The 19,774-nt window shown below is 52.6% G+C and carries 19 protein-coding genes; 14 read left to right on the forward strand and 5 right to left on the reverse strand.

Features of this window, described 5'->3' with window-relative positions:
• The first annotated feature begins 69 nt into the window (after nt 1-69).
• Both yfbR and BZG14_RS00170 read left to right on the forward strand, forming a co-directional pair.
• The gene (gene yfbR / locus BZG14_RS00165) at nt 70-672 is read left to right on the forward strand and encodes a 5'-deoxynucleotidase (protein WP_069362051.1); all 603 of its coding nucleotides are present in this window, start codon (nt 70-72) and stop codon (nt 670-672) included.
• Nucleotides 659-2,017, forward strand: a complete 1,359-nt coding sequence (locus BZG14_RS00170; protein WP_077607642.1) for an anti-phage deoxyguanosine triphosphatase — start codon at nt 659-661, stop codon at nt 2,015-2,017. The genes yfbR and BZG14_RS00170 overlap by 14 nt, the downstream gene beginning before the upstream one ends.
• A gap of 65 nt (nt 2,018-2,082) precedes the next feature.
• On the opposite strand, the gene BZG14_RS00175 is transcribed toward BZG14_RS00170, so the two are convergent.
• Entirely contained in the window at nt 2,083-2,682 is a 600-nt protein-coding gene (locus tag BZG14_RS00175) for a tRNA-uridine aminocarboxypropyltransferase (RefSeq protein ID WP_077484735.1), read from the reverse strand.
• Nucleotides 2,683-2,773: 91 nt separating this feature from the next.
• Nucleotides 2,774-3,994 (reverse strand): pyridoxal phosphate-dependent aminotransferase, encoded by a 1,221-nt coding sequence (locus BZG14_RS00180; protein WP_077484737.1) that lies wholly within the window; start codon nt 3,992-3,994, stop codon nt 2,774-2,776.
• A 271-nt stretch (nt 3,995-4,265) separates the two neighbouring features.
• On the opposite strand from BZG14_RS00180, the gene BZG14_RS00185 reads away from it, so the two are divergent.
• Genes BZG14_RS00185 through BZG14_RS00210 form a run of 6 tightly spaced genes read left to right on the forward strand, consistent with a single transcriptional unit; the run spans nt 4,266 to nt 11,415 of the window.
• Nucleotides 4,266-5,564, forward strand: a complete 1,299-nt coding sequence (locus tag BZG14_RS00185; protein ID WP_241824592.1) for an isochorismate synthase — start codon at nt 4,266-4,268, stop codon at nt 5,562-5,564.
• Entirely contained in the window at nt 5,564-7,327 is a 1,764-nt protein-coding gene (gene menD / locus BZG14_RS00190; protein WP_077607643.1) for a 2-succinyl-5-enolpyruvyl-6-hydroxy-3-cyclohexene-1-carboxylic-acid synthase, read from the forward strand. Before BZG14_RS00185 ends, menD begins: the two co-directional genes overlap by 1 nt.
• Nucleotides 7,320-8,099 (forward strand): 2-succinyl-6-hydroxy-2,4-cyclohexadiene-1-carboxylate synthase, encoded by a 780-nt coding sequence (menH, locus tag BZG14_RS00195; RefSeq protein ID WP_077607644.1) that lies wholly within the window; start codon nt 7,320-7,322, stop codon nt 8,097-8,099. The genes menD and menH overlap by 8 nt, the downstream gene beginning before the upstream one ends.
• A gap of 54 nt (nt 8,100-8,153) precedes the next feature.
• Nucleotides 8,154-9,020, forward strand: a complete 867-nt coding sequence (menB, locus tag BZG14_RS00200; RefSeq protein ID WP_077607645.1) for a 1,4-dihydroxy-2-naphthoyl-CoA synthase — start codon at nt 8,154-8,156, stop codon at nt 9,018-9,020.
• An 8-nt stretch (nt 9,021-9,028) separates the two neighbouring features.
• Entirely contained in the window at nt 9,029-10,018 is a 990-nt protein-coding gene (gene menC / locus BZG14_RS00205; RefSeq protein ID WP_077607646.1) for an o-succinylbenzoate synthase, read from the forward strand.
• Entirely contained in the window at nt 10,000-11,415 is a 1,416-nt protein-coding gene (locus BZG14_RS00210) for an AMP-binding protein (protein WP_131825158.1), read from the forward strand. The genes menC and BZG14_RS00210 overlap by 19 nt, the downstream gene beginning before the upstream one ends.
• On the opposite strand, the gene BZG14_RS00215 is transcribed toward BZG14_RS00210, so the two are convergent.
• Together BZG14_RS00215 and BZG14_RS00220 are read right to left on the reverse strand one after the other, a co-directional pair.
• Nucleotides 11,412-13,274, reverse strand: coding sequence for an MFS transporter (locus BZG14_RS00215; protein WP_077607648.1), 1,863 nt, complete (start codon nt 13,272-13,274; stop codon nt 11,412-11,414). The genes BZG14_RS00210 and BZG14_RS00215 overlap by 4 nt on opposite strands.
• 110 nt (nt 13,275-13,384) lie before the next feature.
• Nucleotides 13,385-13,780 (reverse strand): NINE protein, encoded by a 396-nt coding sequence (locus BZG14_RS00220; protein WP_077607649.1) that lies wholly within the window; start codon nt 13,778-13,780, stop codon nt 13,385-13,387.
• 186 nt (nt 13,781-13,966) lie between these two features.
• Here BZG14_RS00220 and BZG14_RS00225 point away from each other — a divergent pair, with 186 nt between their 5' ends.
• A complete protein-coding gene (locus BZG14_RS00225) occupies nt 13,967-14,827 on the forward strand; it encodes a Tim44 domain-containing protein (RefSeq protein WP_077607650.1) in 861 nt (286 codons plus the stop codon).
• 60 nt (nt 14,828-14,887) lie between these two features.
• Here the strand turns inward: BZG14_RS00225 and BZG14_RS00230 are convergent, their stop codons facing one another.
• Complete coding sequence (locus tag BZG14_RS00230; protein WP_069362074.1) at nt 14,888-15,154, reverse strand: YkgJ family cysteine cluster protein; 267 nt, start codon at nt 15,152-15,154, stop codon at nt 14,888-14,890.
• Nucleotides 15,155-15,317: 163 nt separating this feature from the next.
• On the opposite strand from BZG14_RS00230, the gene BZG14_RS00235 reads away from it, so the two are divergent.
• The 5 genes from BZG14_RS00235 to BZG14_RS00255 all read left to right on the forward strand — a co-directional run bounded on the left by BZG14_RS00235 (nt 15,318) and on the right by BZG14_RS00255 (nt 19,659).
• Nucleotides 15,318-15,758 carry a YcgN family cysteine cluster protein gene (locus tag BZG14_RS00235; RefSeq protein WP_069362038.1) on the forward strand — a complete coding sequence of 147 codons (441 nt, stop codon included), beginning with the start codon at nt 15,318-15,320 and terminating at the stop codon, nt 15,756-15,758.
• Nucleotides 15,759-15,849: 91 nt separating this feature from the next.
• On the forward strand, nt 15,850-16,230 hold the full coding sequence (locus BZG14_RS00240; RefSeq protein WP_077607651.1) for a hypothetical protein: 381 nt from the start codon (nt 15,850-15,852) through the stop codon (nt 16,228-16,230).
• A gap of 29 nt (nt 16,231-16,259) precedes the next feature.
• The gene (locus tag BZG14_RS00245; RefSeq protein ID WP_077607652.1) at nt 16,260-18,383 is read left to right on the forward strand and encodes a protein-disulfide reductase DsbD family protein; all 2,124 of its coding nucleotides are present in this window, start codon (nt 16,260-16,262) and stop codon (nt 18,381-18,383) included.
• Nucleotides 18,380-18,901 (forward strand): protein disulfide oxidoreductase, encoded by a 522-nt coding sequence (locus tag BZG14_RS00250; protein WP_077607653.1) that lies wholly within the window; start codon nt 18,380-18,382, stop codon nt 18,899-18,901. Before BZG14_RS00245 ends, BZG14_RS00250 begins: the two co-directional genes overlap by 4 nt.
• Nucleotides 18,902-18,927: 26 nt before the next feature.
• Entirely contained in the window at nt 18,928-19,659 is a 732-nt protein-coding gene (locus BZG14_RS00255) for a DsbA family protein (protein ID WP_158011714.1), read from the forward strand.
• Nucleotides 19,660-19,774 lie beyond the last annotated feature (115 nt).

Consider the following 19,774-nt stretch of genomic DNA (forward strand, 5'->3'; position numbering starts at 1 on the left):
AATAATACTTGTGTCTGTTGGCCTGAATGCACACAATGACAGCGATGTGTAGCATGGTAGCAGGATGCGATGACTCAAAAACAAAGCCACTTTTTTGCCCACCTTGCGCGAATGAAGCTGATTTATCGTTGGCCTCTGATGCGCAATGTTTCCGCCGAAAATATCTCTGAACATAGCTTACAAGTTGCCTTTGTGGCGCATGCGCTAGCGTTAATCAATAACAAACGCTTTAATGGCCACTATCAACCCGAGCGTGTTGCGGTATTGGCGATGTTCCATGATTGCAGCGAAGTGATCACCGGTGACTTACCTACCCCAGTCAAGTACTTCAACCCTTCGATTGCGGGGGAGTATAAAAAAATAGAGAAAATGGCTGAGAAAAAGCTTATCGCGATGTTGCCGCCTGAGTTGCAAGAGGAATATAGCGGGCTGATAGACTCAGATCACATCGCGCCGGATGATTACCAGCTGGTTAAACAAGCCGACACCTTATGTGCGTATTTAAAGTGCCTAGAAGAAATTGCCGCGGGGAACCATGAGTTTGAGCAAGCRAAGAAGCGGCTGGAAGCCTCGTTAGAAAAAAGGCGCTCCCCGGCGAGCGATTACTTTATGGCTACCTTTGTGGATAGTTTTACACTCTCGTTGGATGAGATCAGTGATGATGGATTTTGACCTGTCTGACGCCTGGCAAACTCGCCAGATGGCGAATGAGAAAAAAAAGCGCCGTCATGATAAGCGCACGGCCTATCAGCGCGATCGTGCGCGAATTCTGCACTCAGCGGCCTTTCGACGCTTGCAAGCTAAAACCCAGGTGCTCGGTGCCGAGCACAGCGACTTTTATCGGACTCGGTTAACCCATTCACTTGAGGTCTCGCAAATTGGTACCGGTATTGTCGCGCAGCTCAAAGAGAAACAACCCGCATTTCGCCCTCTGCTGCCATCGACGGGTTTGATGGAAAGCCTCTGTTTGGCTCACGATATCGGCCATCCGCCTTATGRTCATGGCGGTGAAATCGCACTGAATTACATGATGCGAAATGACGGTGGTTTTGAGGGCAATGCGCAAACCTTTCGCATTGTCACGCTGCTTGAGCCCTATACACAAGCTCACGGGATGAACTTGGCGCGTCGCACTTTACTGGGAGTGATGAAGTACCCTGCGTTAATCAGTGCCGCTCACAATGGCAATCAGCCTGCGCCCGTTAACGACTTTCGCCATCTCAAAGCGCGGGAGTGGCAACCTGCCAAGGGCATTTATGATGATGATAAAGCGCGGCGAGATTGGGTGCTTGCGCCGCTTAATGAGGCGGATCGCGCGTTATTTTTAGCGTTTCGTGATCATACGGCCACGGATCAACACCGCAAAACACGCTATAAATCACTCGATTGCTCTATTATGGAGCTGGCCGATGACATCGCTTATGGCGTCCATGACTTGGAAGATGCCATCGTGATGGGCTTGGTGACCCGAGAGCAATGGCAAGAGGCGGTCGCCAGTCATTTGGCAGAATGCGGTGACCCTTGGCTAGAGGCCAACATTGGCGAGTTGAGCGAGCAAATGTTTGGCCCACCGTACGAGCGTAAAGACGCCATTGGTGCCTTGGTGAATACCTTATTGACCTCGGTGGAAGTGGCACCGACCAATCAAGATGGCACCCACAGTTTCACCTCGCCGCTATTGGCGTGGAATGCCTATTTGACTGAGGTCATGGCCGGTGTTTTGGAGGTGTTAAAGCGCTTTGTCAGTGAGTTTGTGGTTAAACAGCCAGAGCTTCAGGTGGTGGAGTACAAAGGCCAGCAGTTGGTGATGGAGCTGTTTGATGCCTTTGCGTCTGATCCCGAGCGTTTGTTGCCAACCGACTATCGACGCGATTGGCTGGCCGCCAGAGAGCGGGGAGAATCAGGGATGCGGGTGATTGCTGATTACCTGTCGTCGATGACTGATAGCTTTGCGCAAAAGCTTCACAGCACCATGTTTACCGCCGCCAGTAACGGCCCGCTATACGCGATTCGTTAGCCATGGGCAGAGCGAAAAGGTTGATGGTTTAGCCCCACGAGTAAGACAACAAGCACCTTGCGTGCTCAGTCGCGGCGTTTACTCGCATTGGGTAGAAAAGCGAGTTGGCGTGCAATCATGGTGTCGAAGCTATCGAGCAAAGGCTGGTAGCGTTTGGCATTATCCTCCAACTGACTCAGCGCCATGTACCCGGCCTCGAGCGTGGAAAGCGCCCCTGGCTTGCGACTTTTACGAATCTGATAGTGGCTGGGCATCTTTGCGGCAATACTGACACTGGGAAGTGCCTGTAAATTGGTCGACAACTGATACATTTTATAGGCTTTCTTCCAGGTCCCATCCAGTAGAATAATCCCTTGTTTGGCACTCGCCCCTTCGGCCATCATCTCACTGAGTGGCAGTGCGTTTTCACCGGGGTAGAGCACGACATAATTGATGTCTGGATCCGCCAACAACCCATTCAGTTGGGGATGCTGGCTAAAATCTTCTCCGACTAAGGTAACGCAATGTTGTAGCGAAAGGCTCAGTAGGCAGGCACTATTCTTTGGATGCGAGACTTCATCAGGGTGCTGAAGTAGGATCACGGGATTGGGGTTATCAATCTTGGTAATGGCATCGCAAATGCAAATGGCGTGGGCTTTATGGCAGCGAGAGCAGTATCGAGACATACGAATCAGGGCGCTATAAATGGAATATGGCGATCAATAACACAACGCAAGCCGTGTCGCACGTACTTGCGTTATCAATGGCTTCGCGTGATCAGGCTTTTTGGCTGTACCCGCTCAGAAAGCGTTCAAAGCGACTGATCGCCATCTCCAAGTCATCCACACGGGGAAGGGTTACAAGCCGGAAATGATCGGGTTGATGCCAATTAAACCCCGTACCATGCACCATAAGCACTTTCTCTTGGAGTAAAAAGTCCAGCATCAACTTTTCATCGTTATGGATGTTATACCGCTTGGTGTCGATTTTCGGGAAGAGATAGAGCGCGCCTTTCGGCTTTTTACAGCTCACCCCAGGAATTTGGTTGATAAGCTCGTAGGCTTTGTCGCGCTGCTCCAGCAATCGACCGCCGGGTAAGATAAGCTCATTAATGCTCTGGTATCCCCCCAACGCGGTTTGAATCGCATGTTGCATGGGCACATTGGCACAAAGCCGCATTGATGCCAGCATTTCAAGGCCTTCAATGTACCCGCGCGCGTGTTGTTTGGGGCCGGTTACCAGCATCCAACCAGCGCGAAACCCGCAAACTCGGTAGGCTTTGGATAAACCGTTGAAGGTCAGGCACAGTACATCCGGCGCCAAGGTGGCGATGGAGTAATGTTGCGCGCCATCATAGAGAATTTTATCGTATATTTCGTCGGCAAAAATGATCAGGTTATGCTGGCGCGCGATCTCCACCACTTTCAATAAAAAGTCGCGGCTATAGACCGCCCCTGTCGGATTATTGGGGTTAATCAGGACAATCCCCCGGGTGCTGGGCGTGATCTTACGTTTGATATCCTCTAAGTCTGGATACCAGTCCGACTCTTCATCGCAAAGGTAATGGACAGGCCTGCCCCCTGATAAAGATGCTGCTGCCGTCCAGAGTGGATAGTCGGGTGAGGGCACCAGTAACTCGTCGCCATTGTTAAGCAGCGCTTGCATGGCCATCACGATAAGCTCGGAGGCACCGTTGCCCAAATAGACGTCTTCCACGTCTAAGTCCATCAAGCCGCGTTTTTGGTAGTGCTGTACCACCGCTTTACGGGCGGAATAGAGCCCTTTTGAATCGCAATATCCTTGCGAAGTCGGGAGATTGCGGATCACATCCACCAAGATTTCATCAGGGGCATCAAAGCCAAACGGAGCGGGGTTACCGATATTCAGCTTAAGAATGCGGTGTCCCTCTTCTTCGAGGCGTTTCGCTTCTTTCATGACTGGACCGCGAATGTCGTAGCAGACATCATCCAGCTTGGCGGACATTCCAATGGTTTGCATTAACGTTCCTGTAAATAAAAAGGTGAAAATTGTTATTAGGCTTTTTTGATAACTTACACTATTTGTTTGCCAATTCGAAAGACTTAGGCGGATAAAGTTTTACTGCCACGAATGGAACAAAAAAATCGACCAAGTTTGACAGATAACTGATCTAGCGCATATTTGTAAAAGACGCTCACAGGTAGACTGACAAGCAAGAATAACGTGCTACATAAAAAGAGTACGGATTGACTTGCAAAGAGCACTGCCGCTTAGGCGGTTGGAGGATGTCGTGACTACCTTGATTCAAGCGGCTAATCATTTACAAAGCCAAGTAGCGATCAGTCAAGCGCCTGTTCAACTGACCATGGCGTTTACTTGGCCAGGTGATTTATCGCCCGTTGCTTGGTTGGATGCACAGCCTGTTTACCCGAAAACCTACTGGCAATCACGCGATGGTCGTGAAGAGGTATTGGTACTGGGCGCTGGCCGCCAGTTTTCTCAGTTGTCAGCGGCTCAAGCCAGTCTGTTGCCTGACCAGCGCATTTGGGGCTGTGTGGCCTTTGATGATGCGCCCGGTTATGGTGATTTTTTCTTACCGGTGGTGGAGCTAATTAGGCGCGATCAACAGTGGCACCTGAGCGTTAACCTCACTGAAGCGTGCGACAGTCAAGCTGTACTGAATCAGATCATTTGGCAAGGCCGTCCATTGGCGGCACAACATGCCGTCGTCCGTGAGGAAACACATACACCCAGCCGCGCTCAATGGCGTCAATCTGTCCGTTGTGCGTTGACACACATGGAGCAGACCGCACTACAAAAAGTGGTGCTGGCGCGTCAAACGCGTCTCTCGCTCAATGCACCGATCAGTGCCGGCCAGCTGTTACAGCATAGCCAGCAGCATAACGTCGAGAGTTTTCACTTCCTTTTTGCTACCGGACCTGATGACGCTTTTGTTGGCTCAACCCCGGAGCGGCTATATCGTCGTCGCGATTGTCGTGTCACCACAGAAGCGGTGGCAGGGACGGTGCGTCGTGGTGCAAGCTTTAGTGACGATCACCATCTTGGCGAGTGGCTATTAAGTGACACCAAAAACGTGCACGAGAATCAGCTGGTGGTGGATGACATTTTCGCCGGACTGCGCCGTCATGCCTTAACCATTACGGTTGACCCTGAACCGCACCTGATTGTGCTTCGCCATCTTCAGCATTTACGTCGTCGTATCAGCGCCATCATCGGACCTGGTGTCGATGATGCTGTGTTGCTCAGTGCCTTACAGCCTACCGCCGCGGTGGCCGGGTTGCCGCGTGAAAACGCGCGCACCTTTTTAGCCGAGCAAGGCATCGCACGTGGCCGTTATAGCGGTGCAGTCGGTTATCTGTCTCAGCGTGAAAGCYAGTTTTGTGTGGCGATACGCAGTGCCCAAGTGACAGAGAATACCGTGGACTTATATGCCGGCGCCGGGATTGTCCCTGGGTCGGATCCGGATGCTGAGTGGCAAGAGCTGGACAATAAGCTCACGACTCTCCGTCAGTGTTTGCCTGCTTGCACGGTGCCGGAAAAAGACACTATCAGACTCGGAGCCTGCTAATGTCGCTTTCTCTCACACACACTTGGGCAGAGGTGGTGATAGAAGAGCTATCGCGCCTAGGCATCAGGCATATTTGTATCGCGCCTGGTTCACGTTCCACACCCTTGACGTTGGCCGCGGTGAAACAAAGTCAGCATCCCCAACGTCCGGTGACAATCCACCGTCATTTTGATGAGCGCGGGCTGGGTTACCTTGCCCTTGGCTTGGCCAAGAGTGCCCGTGAGCCTGTCGCGGTGATCGTGACCTCAGGCACCGCGGTGGCAAACTTGTTGCCCGCCGTGGTGGAAAGTGGCTTAACCGGTGAACCGTTAGTGATTCTTTCTGCTGACCGCCCATTTGAATTAATCGATTGTGGCGCCAACCAAGCGATTACCCAATCAGGCCTGTTTTCGTCCCATGTGACCGCTGAATTGGCGCTTCCGGCACCGACCGCTGAGATCCCTTTGCCGGCATTACTCACCAAGGTGGATCAGCTACTTGCACGTCAGGCTGAGCAAGGGGGGAGCGTCCATATTAACTGTCCGTTTCGTGAGCCTTTTTATGGCGAACGCGATGAGACAGAGGAGAAAAAGCTTCGCGAGTCTGTTGCCCACTGGTGGCAAAGCGGCCAGTGTTATACCCGCTATCATCAAGCTCGCTGTTGTGCGATGCCTGAATGGCCGCCTTGGTTGAGGCCGTCTAATGGGAGCCCGCGAACAGTGATTGTACTTGGTGCTGTGCCGGCGGGGCTGTCCGAGGCGGTGGAGTCGTTAGCGAGTGCGCTTCATGCCATTATCTTGGCCGATCCGCAGTCAGGGGTGGCGAGCAGTGCGCCAGGCTACGATCTGTGGCTTAACCACCCCGATCTTTTCCAGCAATTGAACCAAGCTCAATGGGTGATTCAGCTCGGGGGGCGCTTGGTGTCTAAACGCCTGGGCCAATGGCTGGCGCAAACGCAAGCTCACTACTGGCTGATCAGCGAACACACGCAAGCGCTAGATCCTAACCATCAGTCTTTAGAGCAATTTATTGTGCCGCATCCTCATTGGTCGTTTTGGCTCCAGGCGTTGGCCGAGTCAGTGACTAACACTGACTCGGCACCTGGAGAGGGTATTGATAGCGTCAAGACATGGCAGCAGACGTTGATACGAGAAGCCAAGCATCAGATGCAGCAGGCTGCCACGACCTTGTCCCACACGGCATTATCGGAACATAGCGTGTTTCAACAGCTCCCTGCTTTGCTTCCCAAGTGGGCAGATATTTTTATCGGTAATAGCTTAGCGATCCGCTTAGCCGATATATGGTCTGATCTTTCCGGCCATCGGGTGTTTGCTAATCGCGGCGCGTCTGGCATTGATGGTTTACTGGCCTGTGCCGCTGGGGTGCAGCGATACCGCGCTCAACCTATGTTAGTGGTGTTGGGTGATACCAGTGCCCTTTACGATCTTAATAGTTTTGCATTATGGCGAGAGACATCCGCGCCAGCCGCCATCCTTATCCTTAATAACAATGGCGGTGGTATTTTTGATGCGCTGCCGGTTGATCAAACCCTGTGTGATACCTACTACCGGATGCCGCATGACCTCGGGTTTGAACATATCGCGGCGCAATTCTCTTTGGGTTTCCATCAACCCGCTACCCCAGATGATCTCGTGGCAAGCATGAATCAGGCGCTCACTACCCCTGGTGCTGATGTGATTGAGGTGGTGACGCCGGCCGGAGAAGCCGGGCAGGTGCTTAGCGAGTGCCTGGCTGCCATGGCCGCAAGGGGGACATATGCTTAGTTACCAGCAAGGCGGCGATCGGCATGGAAAGAAAGTGGTGTTTCTCCATGGTTTTTTAGGTAGCGGAGCAGATTGGCGCACGGTGACGGATAAAATGCACCATTGTCATTGGCTGTGTATTGATCTGCCCGGTCATGGTGGCAGCTTGAGCTGTCAATCCGTTGACTTTACCACGACTGTGGCAGCAATACGGCAAACGTGCCATCAGGTATGGGGGCACCAAAGAGCATGCTTGGTGGGATACTCGCTCGGCGCCCGTCTTGCTATGCATCTTGTCTGCACTCAACCTAGTCTCTGGCACGCGGTCTTCTTGGAAGCGGGTCATCCTGGGTTGACGGACAGCCACCAACGGCGCAAGCGGCTGGCACAGGATAGCCAGTGGGCGGAACGCTTCGCGCATCAAGCCATCGATGGGGTATTAGCTGAATGGTATCGACAACCGGTTTTTCATTCACTGACCGATGCGCAGCGGGCCGACCTTGTCGCGGCGCGTCGTGATAATCACGGCCCTGCTGTGGCGAAAATGCTAATGGCGACCTCCTTGGGTCGCCAGGCGAATTTACGCGCGGGGTTGGGTGAAGCCTTTCGACAAGGCGTCGTTATTGACTACCTTTGTGGAGAGCACGACAACAAATTTACCTCACTTGCACACTCACTATGGCAACACACAGGGATCCCCGCCACGTCGATAGAAGGGGCGGGGCACAACAGCCATGTTGAAAACCCAGATAGATTTGTGCAGGTACTGACGCAAAGTCACGCACTCGCTTGACTTTTTATCTTTATGACGGGCCTTGTCCCAAGCAACCGAGAAAAGGGAGACACTATGGCTGTCACGCCAGGGATCACCGAACAAGAGCTTTACGCGCCGATTGAGTGGGTACCCACCGAGCATACGTTTAGCGATATTCTGTACCATAAATCTGCCGACGGCATCGCTCGGATCACGATTAATCGTCCCCAGGTGCGCAATGCATTCCGGCCTCAAACGGTAAAAGAAATGATGCAAGCCTTGGTTGATGCGCGCTATGACAGCCGAGTGGGCGTGATTATTCTCACTGGGTTGGGAGAGAAGGCGTTTTGCTCTGGCGGCGATCAGTCCGTGCGGGGCGACTACGGCGGTTATCAAGATGATGAAGGCACGCATCATTTGAATGTGTTGGACTTTCAGCGTCAGATCCGCACCTGTCCTAAACCCGTCATCGCCGCTGTTGCAGGCTATGCCGTCGGCGGTGGCCATGTGCTGCATATGATGTGCGATCTAACCATCGCCGCTGATAACGCCCAATTTGGCCAAACAGGTCCCAAGGTCGGCAGCTTTGACGGCGGCTGGGGAGCCTCTTATATGGCGCGGATTGTGGGCCAGAAAAAAGCCCGTGAAATCTGGTTCTTGTGCCGTTTCTACAATGCGCAAGAAGCCGTAGACATGGGATTGGTGAACACAGTCGTGCCACTGGATGAGCTTGAGCGAGAGACAGTGCGCTGGTGCCGGGAAGTGCTCCAACACAGTCCTATGGCGCTACGCTGCTTAAAAGCGGCGTTGAATGCAGACTGCGATGGGCAGGCGGGTCTGCAAGAACTCGCCGGCAACGCCACCATGATGTTTTACATGACTGATGAAGGGCAAGAAGGGCGCAATGCCTTTAATGAAAAACGCCGCCCTGAATTTGATCGTTTCCCACGTAATCCATAGAGGTCACTATGAGACAGGCACGGATCTATCACTACACCTTGCCAGTCAATGCCGGTTTATTTGTCTGTGATCAGCCGTTAACGGAGCGAGAGGGCTTGGTGGTTGAATTAAGCGAGGGGGCACAACGTGGTTGGGGCGAAGTAGCGCCCCTTCCCGGCTTTAGCCAAGAAACCTTCGCCGAGGCACGTCATGCGTTAATTGCCGCCACCGCGGTTTGGTGTGATCATCGTAATATTGCCATGCCACAACTGCCGCCTTCGGTGGCATGGGGATTAAGCATTGCGCAAGCCGAGTTAGATAAATATTTGCCCACTCAGTCAGGGTTTGGTCATGTGCCTGTGTGCACAGGGGATCCGGATGCGCTGTTAATGACCCTGGGACAACAACCGGCGGGTCAGCCTTATGAGGCAAAAATCAAAGTGGGGGACTATGAGGTCGCCCGCGATCGGTTAATGATCGCGACCTTGTTAGAGGCATTACCGGACTTGAGGTTGCGTCTTGATGCGAATCGTCGCTGGCAGCCCGAGCAACTTGCCAGTTTTTGGAACGGTCTGAGTGAAGCACACCAAGCGCGAATTCACTGGATTGAAGAGCCTTGCCCCGATCCTCACCAGTCGCTTGTCCAAGCGCAGGCCTTAGGCTTTCCTTTGGCGTGGGACGAAAGCTTAACAGAGAGTCGCGATAGCGCGTTGCTTGAACACGATTTGGCATCTGCCTGGGTGATTAAGCCCAGCTTGCTCGGCGATCTGGCCACCATTGAACAATGGGTGAGTCGGGCGCACGCGCAAGGGAAAACGGCGGTGATTAGCTCGGCATTGGAAACCAGTTTGGGCTTAACCCAATTGTCTCGGTTGGCAAATTGGTTAACCCCGGGGGCCGTGCCAGGACTCGATACATTGAGAATTTATCAGCATCAACTCGATCGCACCTGGCCAGGGGCGTCGCAGCCATTGCTTCCGCTCGACGATCAACCACTCGTGTGGATAAACACCTTGTGAGTGAGGGCATGTTTGGGTTTGATACGTGGCCATGGCGGCAGTGGGCGGCCATGGCACCGAACGCGAAAGCGATTGATGGCGATACGCCGCTTACATGGGGTGAACTCACCGCTCTCGTGGATGGCCAGCAAGCGCGACTGGGTGAGGCGCCCATTGTGGTGCTCGATAGCGCATTGTCGCAAAGGGCGCTGATCGTGGGGATGCTCGCGGCTTGGCAGGCGGGGAAAAAAACGCTGGTATTGAATCAAGCTTTAAATGACGAGGTGCAAGCCACAGTGCTGAGTCAACTTGGCGTCTATCAATTTTTGCCTGACCGCTCGTATGAACCACGTGTCAATGTGCTGCCAACGAYGAGCCATTGGCAACCTGATCAGCCTTTGACGTTAACCTTAACTTCCGGGTCAACCGGTACGCCTAAAGTGATTGCTCACGCGGCTCATCAGCATCTCGCCAGTGCCGCTGGTTTAACCCAAATGCTGCCTTTTTTGGGCTTGGCGGATAAGACGACCTCTCTAGAAAATCGCGTCGATCGTTGGCTCTTATCTTTGCCACTGTTTCATATCTCCGGCTTAGCCATTGTATGGCGCTGGCTGTATAAAGGTGCTCAGCTGGCTATCTATCCATGCCGCGGGGGAAGCATGGCATCGGCGCTCACACATGTTAGCCACGCCTCTTTAGTGCCCACGCAACTCTATCGCGTGCTGCCCGCACTAAGACAATGCCCAGACACGGCCACCTTATCTCACGTGTTGCTTGGTGGCGCGGCGATTTCCAGTGCACTGACGGAGCAGGCAGAACAACACGGGATAAGCTGTTGGTGTGGGTATGGGATGACGGAAACGGCATCGACGGTCACCTTAAAACGCGCCGATGGACAGGATGACGTGGGCACCACCTTGCCTTATCGCGATCTGATAGTGGCGGATGACGGTGAGGTAATCCATCGCGGGGAGACGTTAGCTTTAGGGGTTTGGCAAGCGGGCGCCCTGCACCCAATTGATGCTTCTACAGGACTGGCCTCGCGCGATTTAGCCAGCTGGTGTAAGGACGTTCAGCCGCCGACACTGCGTATCATCGGGCGGAAGGATAATCAATTTATCTGCGGTGGGGAGAACGTTCAGCCCGAGGTGATCGAGGCACATTTGCAACAGTGTGCCGAGATCCGTCAGGCCATAGTCGTTCCGATTGACGATCGCGAATTCGGGGCGCGCCCGTTGGCGATTATCCAGAGTCGGGGCCATCTCCACGCCCAGCAGCTGGCTGATTATTGTCGGCGCTTGCCCGCTTATCAACGCCCAGTCGCGTTTTTACCTTGGCCATCTTTGTCGCCCGAGGCGGGGATTAAGCCGTCTCGAGCGCTATTAACCCAATGGGCGCAACGCCAAGCGATAGACTAAGACCGGTCGGCGCGCAGACGAATGACTTCATTGCGCATATGCTCTGAAGTCGCTTGCTCTGGTTCAACGGCTGGGCCGGCGACGACCGTGACTTTCGACCAAAAACGTTTCGGCAGTTTTAACATGGCTTTGCCACCATGACGGCTAAAGTAGCTGCCCCATAAGCCTTGTAACGCCATCGGCACCACAGGCACTGGCGAGCGTTGCAAAATCATATCCATCCCGCGGCGGAATTGGTCGATTTCGCCGTCATAACTGAGATGCCCTTCTGGGAAAATCAGTACCACTTCGCCATTATCAAGCGCCTTTTGAATCTCGTTCATGGCGGCCCGGATCGTGCGGCTGCGGTGGCTAATGGGGATCACTTTTGACGTTCGGAAAAACCAATGTAGCACCGGTAATTGATACAAATCTTCAAACATCACAAAACGGATAGGACGGTGACACGCCCCGGCTAACAAGAGCGCGTCCATATAACTGACATGGTTACAAATCAGTAAGGCACCGCCTTTTTCAGGAATATGGTGCAGGTCTTGGTGTTTTACCCGATACAAGGTATGGGTGACCATCCAGGTAAAAAAGCGCAAGGCGAAAATGGGGACCAGCTTGCTGACATAGATAGCCACCAAGAAGTTGAGCACCGCCAAGACCAAGAAGAATTTCGCGATAGATAACTCCACCACCACCAAGAGGGTGATACCGAGTATCGCACTGCCCACCATAAATAAGGCATTGAAAATATTGTTGGCGGCAATCACACGCGCACGCGCGGCTTTATCGGCGCGTTGTTGCATCAGACTATACAGCGGCACAATAAAAATCCCGCCACACACGCCAATCATCAATAGGTCGATAAATACCCAGGTCAGGGCGGGATCAGTGATAAAGCTCAGCAGGCTGGTGTGTAGCGTTGGATCGGCTGGCGTGGCAAAAAACAAATGTAAGCCAAAGCCGGTTAACCCTAAACTGCCCAAGGGGACAATACCGGGCTCGATACGATGACCAGAAAGCTTATCGCACAGCAATGCGCCCACAGCGATGCCGACAGAAAACAAGGTGAGCAGAAACGACACGCCGATTTCACCGCCACCGATCGAGGCGGTGAATTTGGGAAACTGGGTTAAATAGCTGGCTCCTAAAAACCAAAACCAACTGATCCCGAGAATCGCTTGCAAGGTGACCTTGTCTTTACGCGCGAAACGCAGCGTTTGTCGCATCAAAGCAACCGGCCGGTAACGTAAATTGAGCCCAGGATTCCCGGCAGGCGCAGGTGGGATGGCATAGGCAGACATGACGCCAAGCCATGCAAAACTTAATACGGCTACCCCAGAGATCAGGTTAGCGTCAGGGTGGTGGGCAATAAAGCCCGCCAGCAAGGTACCGAGCAGAATCGATAAGAAGGTGCCGGTTTCGACCAAGGCGTTGCCTGAAACAAGCTCTTTGTCATTGAGCGTTTGTGGCAGTAATGCGTATTTCACCGGGCCAAAAAAAGCCGATTGGGTGCCCATCAAAAAAAGCAAGCCGAGTAACACATTCCAAGCGTGAAAATACAGCGCGACAGCGGCACTCGACATGATCACCACTTCCAACCACTTCACCCGCCGCATGATCAGTGCTTTGTCGTATTTGTCCGCAAGCTCGCCCGCAAAGGCAGAAAAAAGGAAAAAAGGCAGAATAAACAGGCCTGCAGCGGCGTTGATAAACAGCGTAGCATCCATCGGCAATTGATCGGCCGAGGCGAACGCGACCATGATCACCAACACATTCTTATAGACGTTATCGTTAAACGCGCCTAATGCCTGGGTAATAAAATAAGGCAAAAAACGTCGCTCGCGTAAAAGCTGAAACTGTTGGCTCATTTAGGCAGATCCATTTCGCGTTGCAGTAAGCGACTTATACTAGCAGCGAGCGAGGTGTGCGCAACCTTGAATGCGTTGCGCATCATTTAGTGAGTTGACAAAAAGGCAGACTAAGAGAATTTTTGCATGTTTTTAATCGACACTTGCTCATTGAGTGTCCAAAAATCATACAACACACCAATTAAGAAAAAGCCACCGGTCAATAGGTAAATAAAGCCAGTGATCCATTTACCCATGTACATACGGTGAATGCCAAACACACCCAGAAAGGTCAGTAATAGCCAGGCAATGGTAAAATCCGTGGGGCCGCTGCGAAAACGGAGATCGGCTTCATTGTCCATAGCGGGAATCAAGAATAAATCCACAATCCAGCCGACAAAGAACAGGCCTAGGGTGAAAAACCAGAGGGTGCCAGTTACCGGTTTACCATAGTAAAATCGATGGGATCCGAGAAAACCAAAGATCCAGAGTAAGTAACCAACAAATTTACTGTGGGTATCATTCATGGCTTGGTCCTATTGCAGTGAAAGAATACTAATGGCTTGGAGTCCCAGTGCGGCAAATGGTTCCTACTGACGACAAAACAGGGGTGTCTAGATGACGTTTGGTAACAATTATTCCCACTTTGCCAATTGACTTCATCACCAGAGACTCTAGCATGATAACGGTCTAAAACCACAGATGATGCGATAATGAAAAAATTATTCTCTGTTGCCGCCTTGATGTTTGTCTTTGTTGTGACAGCGCCCTACGCAGAAGCGAAACGCTTCGGCGGTGGTAAGTCTTTTGGTAAGAGCTTTAAAACCGCGCCTGCGCCAAAAAATAACACCACACATACTAATACCCTTAAGAAGAACACCTCGAAAACCAGAAAAGGACTCGCGAGGGGGCTACTCGGCGGTATGCTCGCCGGTGGTTTACTGGCCGCTTTCTTCGGCGGTGCCTTTGAAGGTATCCAATTTATGGACATCTTGATTTTGGGTGTCATTGCTTACTTTGCGATGAAGTTTCTCCGCGGACTGATCCAAGCCAAAGCGGGCGCACAAGCGCAAGGGCCAGCGTACGCGGGGCAAAATAAAGGCTATTACCATGAGCAGCCTCATGCGTTTAGACAAGGGGCTCCGACAGCTGCTGGTGGATCTTCGAGTGGGTTTGGTGCGACAAACAATGATGTACCATTTAACTTCCCGCCTCAGTTCGATATGCAAAGTTTCTTGAGCGGTGCCCGTGAGCACTACCGGATTTTGCAAGGTGCGTGGAACCATAACGAGTTGGGTAAAATCCAAGAATATGTGACGCCTGAGCTTTATAACGATCTGGCTGCCGAGCGGGCACGATTGGGGAGTGAACAACATACTGAAGTCATGTATGTGGATGCCGAGATTGTTCGCGCCGATTATGACAGCCGCATGGCACAATTGAGCTTAAAATTCACCGGCCGTTATTGTGATCGCGTGGAGGGGGTCGAAGAAGATATTACCGATATCTGGCACCTAGAGCGTGACCTACGCCAGCCCAATGCGCCTTGGCTAATCGTAGGCATTCAAAGCTAACAAGCTCGCGGTGATAATACGCTGATAGATATAGCGCTGGCTGAGACAAGCCAGCGTTTTTTATGTCGCTGCTTCCAGATAAATCAGGTTGTCGAGCGCTTGCTGGTATGAGTTGCCACATACCTCGGGATCCGCATCGAATGCAGCACACACCTCGGGGCGAGCCTCAGAGCCAAACAGCTTGCAGAGGTTGCGATCATCTAGCTGCACACAACGAGTGTGAGCAGGCTTACCGTTTGGCATACCAGGGATCGGTGATGAAATGCTAGGGGCGATACAGCACGCGCCACAGCCAAGGCGGCACGAAAATGGCGATGCAGTGGGCATAATCATGGCCTCCGTCAAGGTGCAAAGTCGGGCACTCTATCACTCACTTTTGCACTATCCAAGCCACACAAAGGCTTGCTTGCACTTTAAGCCGATGATGGTTATAACAAGCGCGCAATGTCGTTGCCGTGAATAGACGGCAATAAAAAAGAGATGAAACATCATGAGCACGCCTTTTTGGCAACAAAAAACCTTGGCACAAATGAGTGATGAGGAGTGGGAATCACTCTGTGACGGCTGTGGCCGCTGCTGCCTACACAAATTAATTGATGAAGAGACCGATGAGCTTTACTACACCAATGTTGCGTGTAGTTTGCTCGATGATCAAACCTGCTCGTGCAAAGATTATCCCAACCGCTTTTCGTATGAAGAGTCATGTTTGAAGCTCACCCGCGATAAGATTGATGAGTTTTATTGGTTGCCGGAAACCTGCGCCTATCGCTTGCTGGCCGAAAATAAACCCTTGCCCGAGTGGCATCCTTTGATCACAGGATCAAAAGCGGCGATGCACAAAGCGGGGATCTCGGTCAAAGACAGCGTGGTGTACGAAATTGATGTGATTGATTGGGAAGATCATATTCAGTTGACTCAGCAACCGCGATAACTCCAGCGCCTTGTCACCCTGTGGTGCAGACTCACTCATTGTTTAATTTCTGTTGTTGGGCATAATGATCGCCAACTCGACAGGAGGTGGAATGCAAAGGTACACGCGTCGTTCAAAAGCTGGCTGGGCCCTCGCGATTGCGTTATGGGTTCTAGCGGTGTGTGCCTTGCAAAACCAACTGAGCTGGCAATCAGGGGCGCAAGCGGTTTGCCAAGCAGTCAGTATTGGTGACGCCCAGGACGCAAAAAGCGCACTGGGTAAAAAATGTTCGCTTTCCGAGCAATTGATGCATCCGTCTGCGTTGGCATTAGACTGGCTACCGTCACCACTTTGGTGGCTGATTGTGCTACTGGCGGTGATGGCGACCGTTAGTGTATCGATTTCCTTACCCACTCACGACCCACCGACCTATCGACGACGGCATCTTTGCTTTTGTGTGTTCCGAGAAWAAAGCGGCCTGCTTCTTAAATAGCGTATTTATTCTTAACAAGGAACAGACTTATGAATCGACTCAATCACTATTGGCACACTGTTAAACAAGGGCGCGCTTGGCAAGCTTGGGCCTTGCTACCGCTGCTGTTATTGTGCTTATCGTTACTCACTCCGACTGCTCGCGCCAATGCCCCAGATACCGGCTGGCTCACTAATCCTGACCACCCGCCGGTCACGGCGCGTATAGCGTTAACGGGGCAAGGGAAGCCAGACACGCTACGCCTCGATGGGTTGCTTTCTATCCGTTTGCAAGGCGATTGGAAAACCTATTGGCGCTCGCCAGGCGAGGGCGGGGTCGCTCCAGAGCTGATTATCAATGACAGCCAAAACCTGGACGATATTACCTGGCATTGGCCAGCACCGAAGCGCCACGAGCTACTTGGCCTGACCATGTTGGGCTACAAAGGGCAAGTGACCTTCCCACTAACCTTCAAGGTTGAAACCTGGCAACAGCCGGTGTCGCTCGATGCCACCTTGCGCTTGTCTTCGTGCACCAGTGTGTGTGTGATCACTGATTATCCCATCTCTCTCGATTTTACTCCGAGTACGCTTGAGGCGGATGGTGAGCGGATGTATCAGTTCAACCAAGCGATGAGCCAAGTGCCTAAGCCGCTACCCAGTGTGCAGATTGAGTCCGCGGTATGGGATACCAATCAACAACAGCTCGCGGTCACCGTGACCGGCAACCAAGCGTGGCAGCAACCCGATATGCTGGTGGATGGGGAGGCGGTGATCGATGATACCTTTGGCGCGCCGAGTATCCACCGTGATGGCGACACCCTGACCGCCACGTTTGACGTAACCAATTGGATTGAAACGCCCAACCTGACCGATAAACCGATTCAAGTGACGGTCATGGATAAGCAACTGCTGGCTGAGCACGCCACCACCGTGCAGGCGGGCAATGTGGTTTCGCAAGCGGGATTATCAATATGGATGATTGGCGGTATTGCACTTTTGGGTGGCTTGATCCTCAACGTGATGCCCTGTGTGCTCCCCGTACTTGGGCTTAAGCTCAACAGTATCGTTGCCAATCCAGAAGCGACACGTGGCGCTATTCGCGGCCAGTTTTTGGCCTCAGCGGCGGGGATCCTGGTGTCCTTCTGGGCGATTGCTGGATTACTGATGGCATTAAAGCTTACCGGGCAAGCCGTGGGGTGGGGGATCCAGTTTCAAAGCCCGCTGTTTATTGGGGTGATGACGCTGGTGATTTGGCTGTTTGCCTTGAGTTTATTTGATGTACTGCGCATTGATTTACCGCCCAGTTGGCAGACCTGGATGGCGACACGCGGCGGCCACACTACCCGCGGCCACTTTGTTCAAGGCGTGTTTGCGACCTTACTGGCCACACCATGTTCGGCCCCTTTCCTTGGGACGGCGGTCGCCTATGCGCTGGGCGGGTCGTTGACGGCGCTATGGCTTATTTTTACCGCGCTGGCGGTTGGTATGGCGCTGCCGTGGCTGCTGGTTGCCGCTTTTCCTGGTCTGACCCGCGCATTGCCCAAACCAGGGCCGTGGATGAATCATGTCAAACGGGTATTCGCATTATTGCTGGCTGGCACCACGGTGTGGCTCTTCTGGTTGTGGATGCCTTATCTTGGCGTTGCTGGTGCTATCGCAGTGGGAACGCTGCTACTGGTTGCCAGTGTGTGGCTAACATATCGCACCCTTGGAAAACTGGCAGCGATTAAAGGGACAGCTGGGCTGCTCGTGGTGGTTGTGCTTGGGCTGATTGGTGCGTCATTGACCGCGCCGCGGTGGGCAACGCCATTGAACTCGGACCCAGAGTGGGTGAGTCTGGATGAAGCCGCGATCGATCAAGCGGTGGATCAGGGCAAAGTGGTGTTTGTTGATGTGACGGCGGATTGGTGCATTACCTGTCATGCCAACAAAGTGGGAGTGATTCTACAATCCCCCGTGTATGACACCATCACCGCGCCGAATATGGTGGCGATGCAAGGTGATTGGACCCGTCCGAGCGACACCGTGACTCAATATTTGCAAGAGCACCAGCGTTATGGCGTGCCGTTTAACATTGTCTACGGCCCTGGTGCGCCTGAAGGGATCGCCTTACCCGTCATTTTGACCGATAAAGCGGTGATGACGGCGATTGAACAGGCGAAAACACCATGATGGCCAAGCAAAAAAAGCTGTCATGGCGTCAACGGGTCAAACGCGGTGCGCGTGACATTTGCTGGCTCATCGTGTTTGTGCTGATATCGAGTRCCGCGATGGATTGGTGGCGCAGCCGCGACATCGATACCAGTCAGATACCGGTCGAGTCGGTGCGTTTGCTGGATGGCCGCCAGCAGGATTTGATCGCCATGTCGCAACACGAACCCGTGCTTGTCTATGTATGGGCAAGCTGGTGCGGTGTCTGCCGTTTTGTGACCCCCTCGGTAGATTGGTTAAGTGGTCATGCGCAGGTAGTCTCGATCGCGTTACGCTCAGGCTCAGATAAACACATTGCTGGATACCTTGCGCATCATGGGTATGATTTTCCCGTGGTGAACGATCAACATGGAAACCTCTCTAAAGCGTTTGCAGTGAAAGTGACGCCTACCGTGATGGTGGTCGAGCAAGGTGAAATCACGTCAATCACAACAGGCTTCACGACACCGCTTGGCCTATGGTTAAGGCTAGCGTTATGAATTTACATTTATTAAAAGGAAACCCGATGTCCTTATCTCGCTATATCGCCCCGCTTTGGGCTCTACTGCTTCTGGCTCTTCCTGTCAGCGCGAATGCGTTATCCGATACCGAGCAAGCGCAATTGGATGACATAGTCAGCTTGTTGGAAGAGAACCCCAAACTGATCGCCAACCTTAACCAGAGTTTGCAAAAGTTTGTTGAACAACAAAAGGCGTTAAAGAAAAACCTTGCCGCACGCCGTGACTGGTTTAAATCGGACACCCACAGCTGGATTGGCGCAGAGAACCCTGAAGTCACCGTGGTGAACTTTATGGACTACAACTGCCCATACTGCAAAAAGCTGGAAGAAGAGTTACAGAAACTGGTGGCCGCACATGATGATGTTAAGGTGATTAATATTGCCGTACCACTCAAACAGCAGAGTATCGAATCGCTCGGCACCAATTCTGCGGTGTATGCGATGAATGTGTGGCTGGAAAAACCGGAGGCCTTTGCGCAGGTTCATCAATTATTGATGAAAAAGCGCGGCATGCATGATGCGCGCTCGTTAGAGAAGATCGCCAAGAAAACCGGTACCGAAGCATTGCTGGAAGGCAAAGAAATGACTGGCAAAGCGGTCGCAGAAAACTATCGCGCCTTTAGAGAGATTGGACTTCCAGGTACCCCAGCGATGATCATTGGCGAGCAGGTCATACCTCGCTATTTGCCGTACCCGCAGCTAGAAGCCATGGTTGACGCGGCGAGAGCRGACGGCTAACCCTGCCGGCGTCGCTAACGATTTGAAAGCCAGTCATTTTTTGACTGGCTTTTTTCTTAGCTGCGCTTTGGTGTAAAAACTGGCAAAATAGCGCGCCTTAATCGCGAAGGTATGG

The sequence above is a fragment of the Salinivibrio sp. IB282 genome (assembly GCF_001995685.1).
GTDB lineage: Bacteria > Pseudomonadota > Gammaproteobacteria > Enterobacterales > Vibrionaceae > Salinivibrio > Salinivibrio kushneri.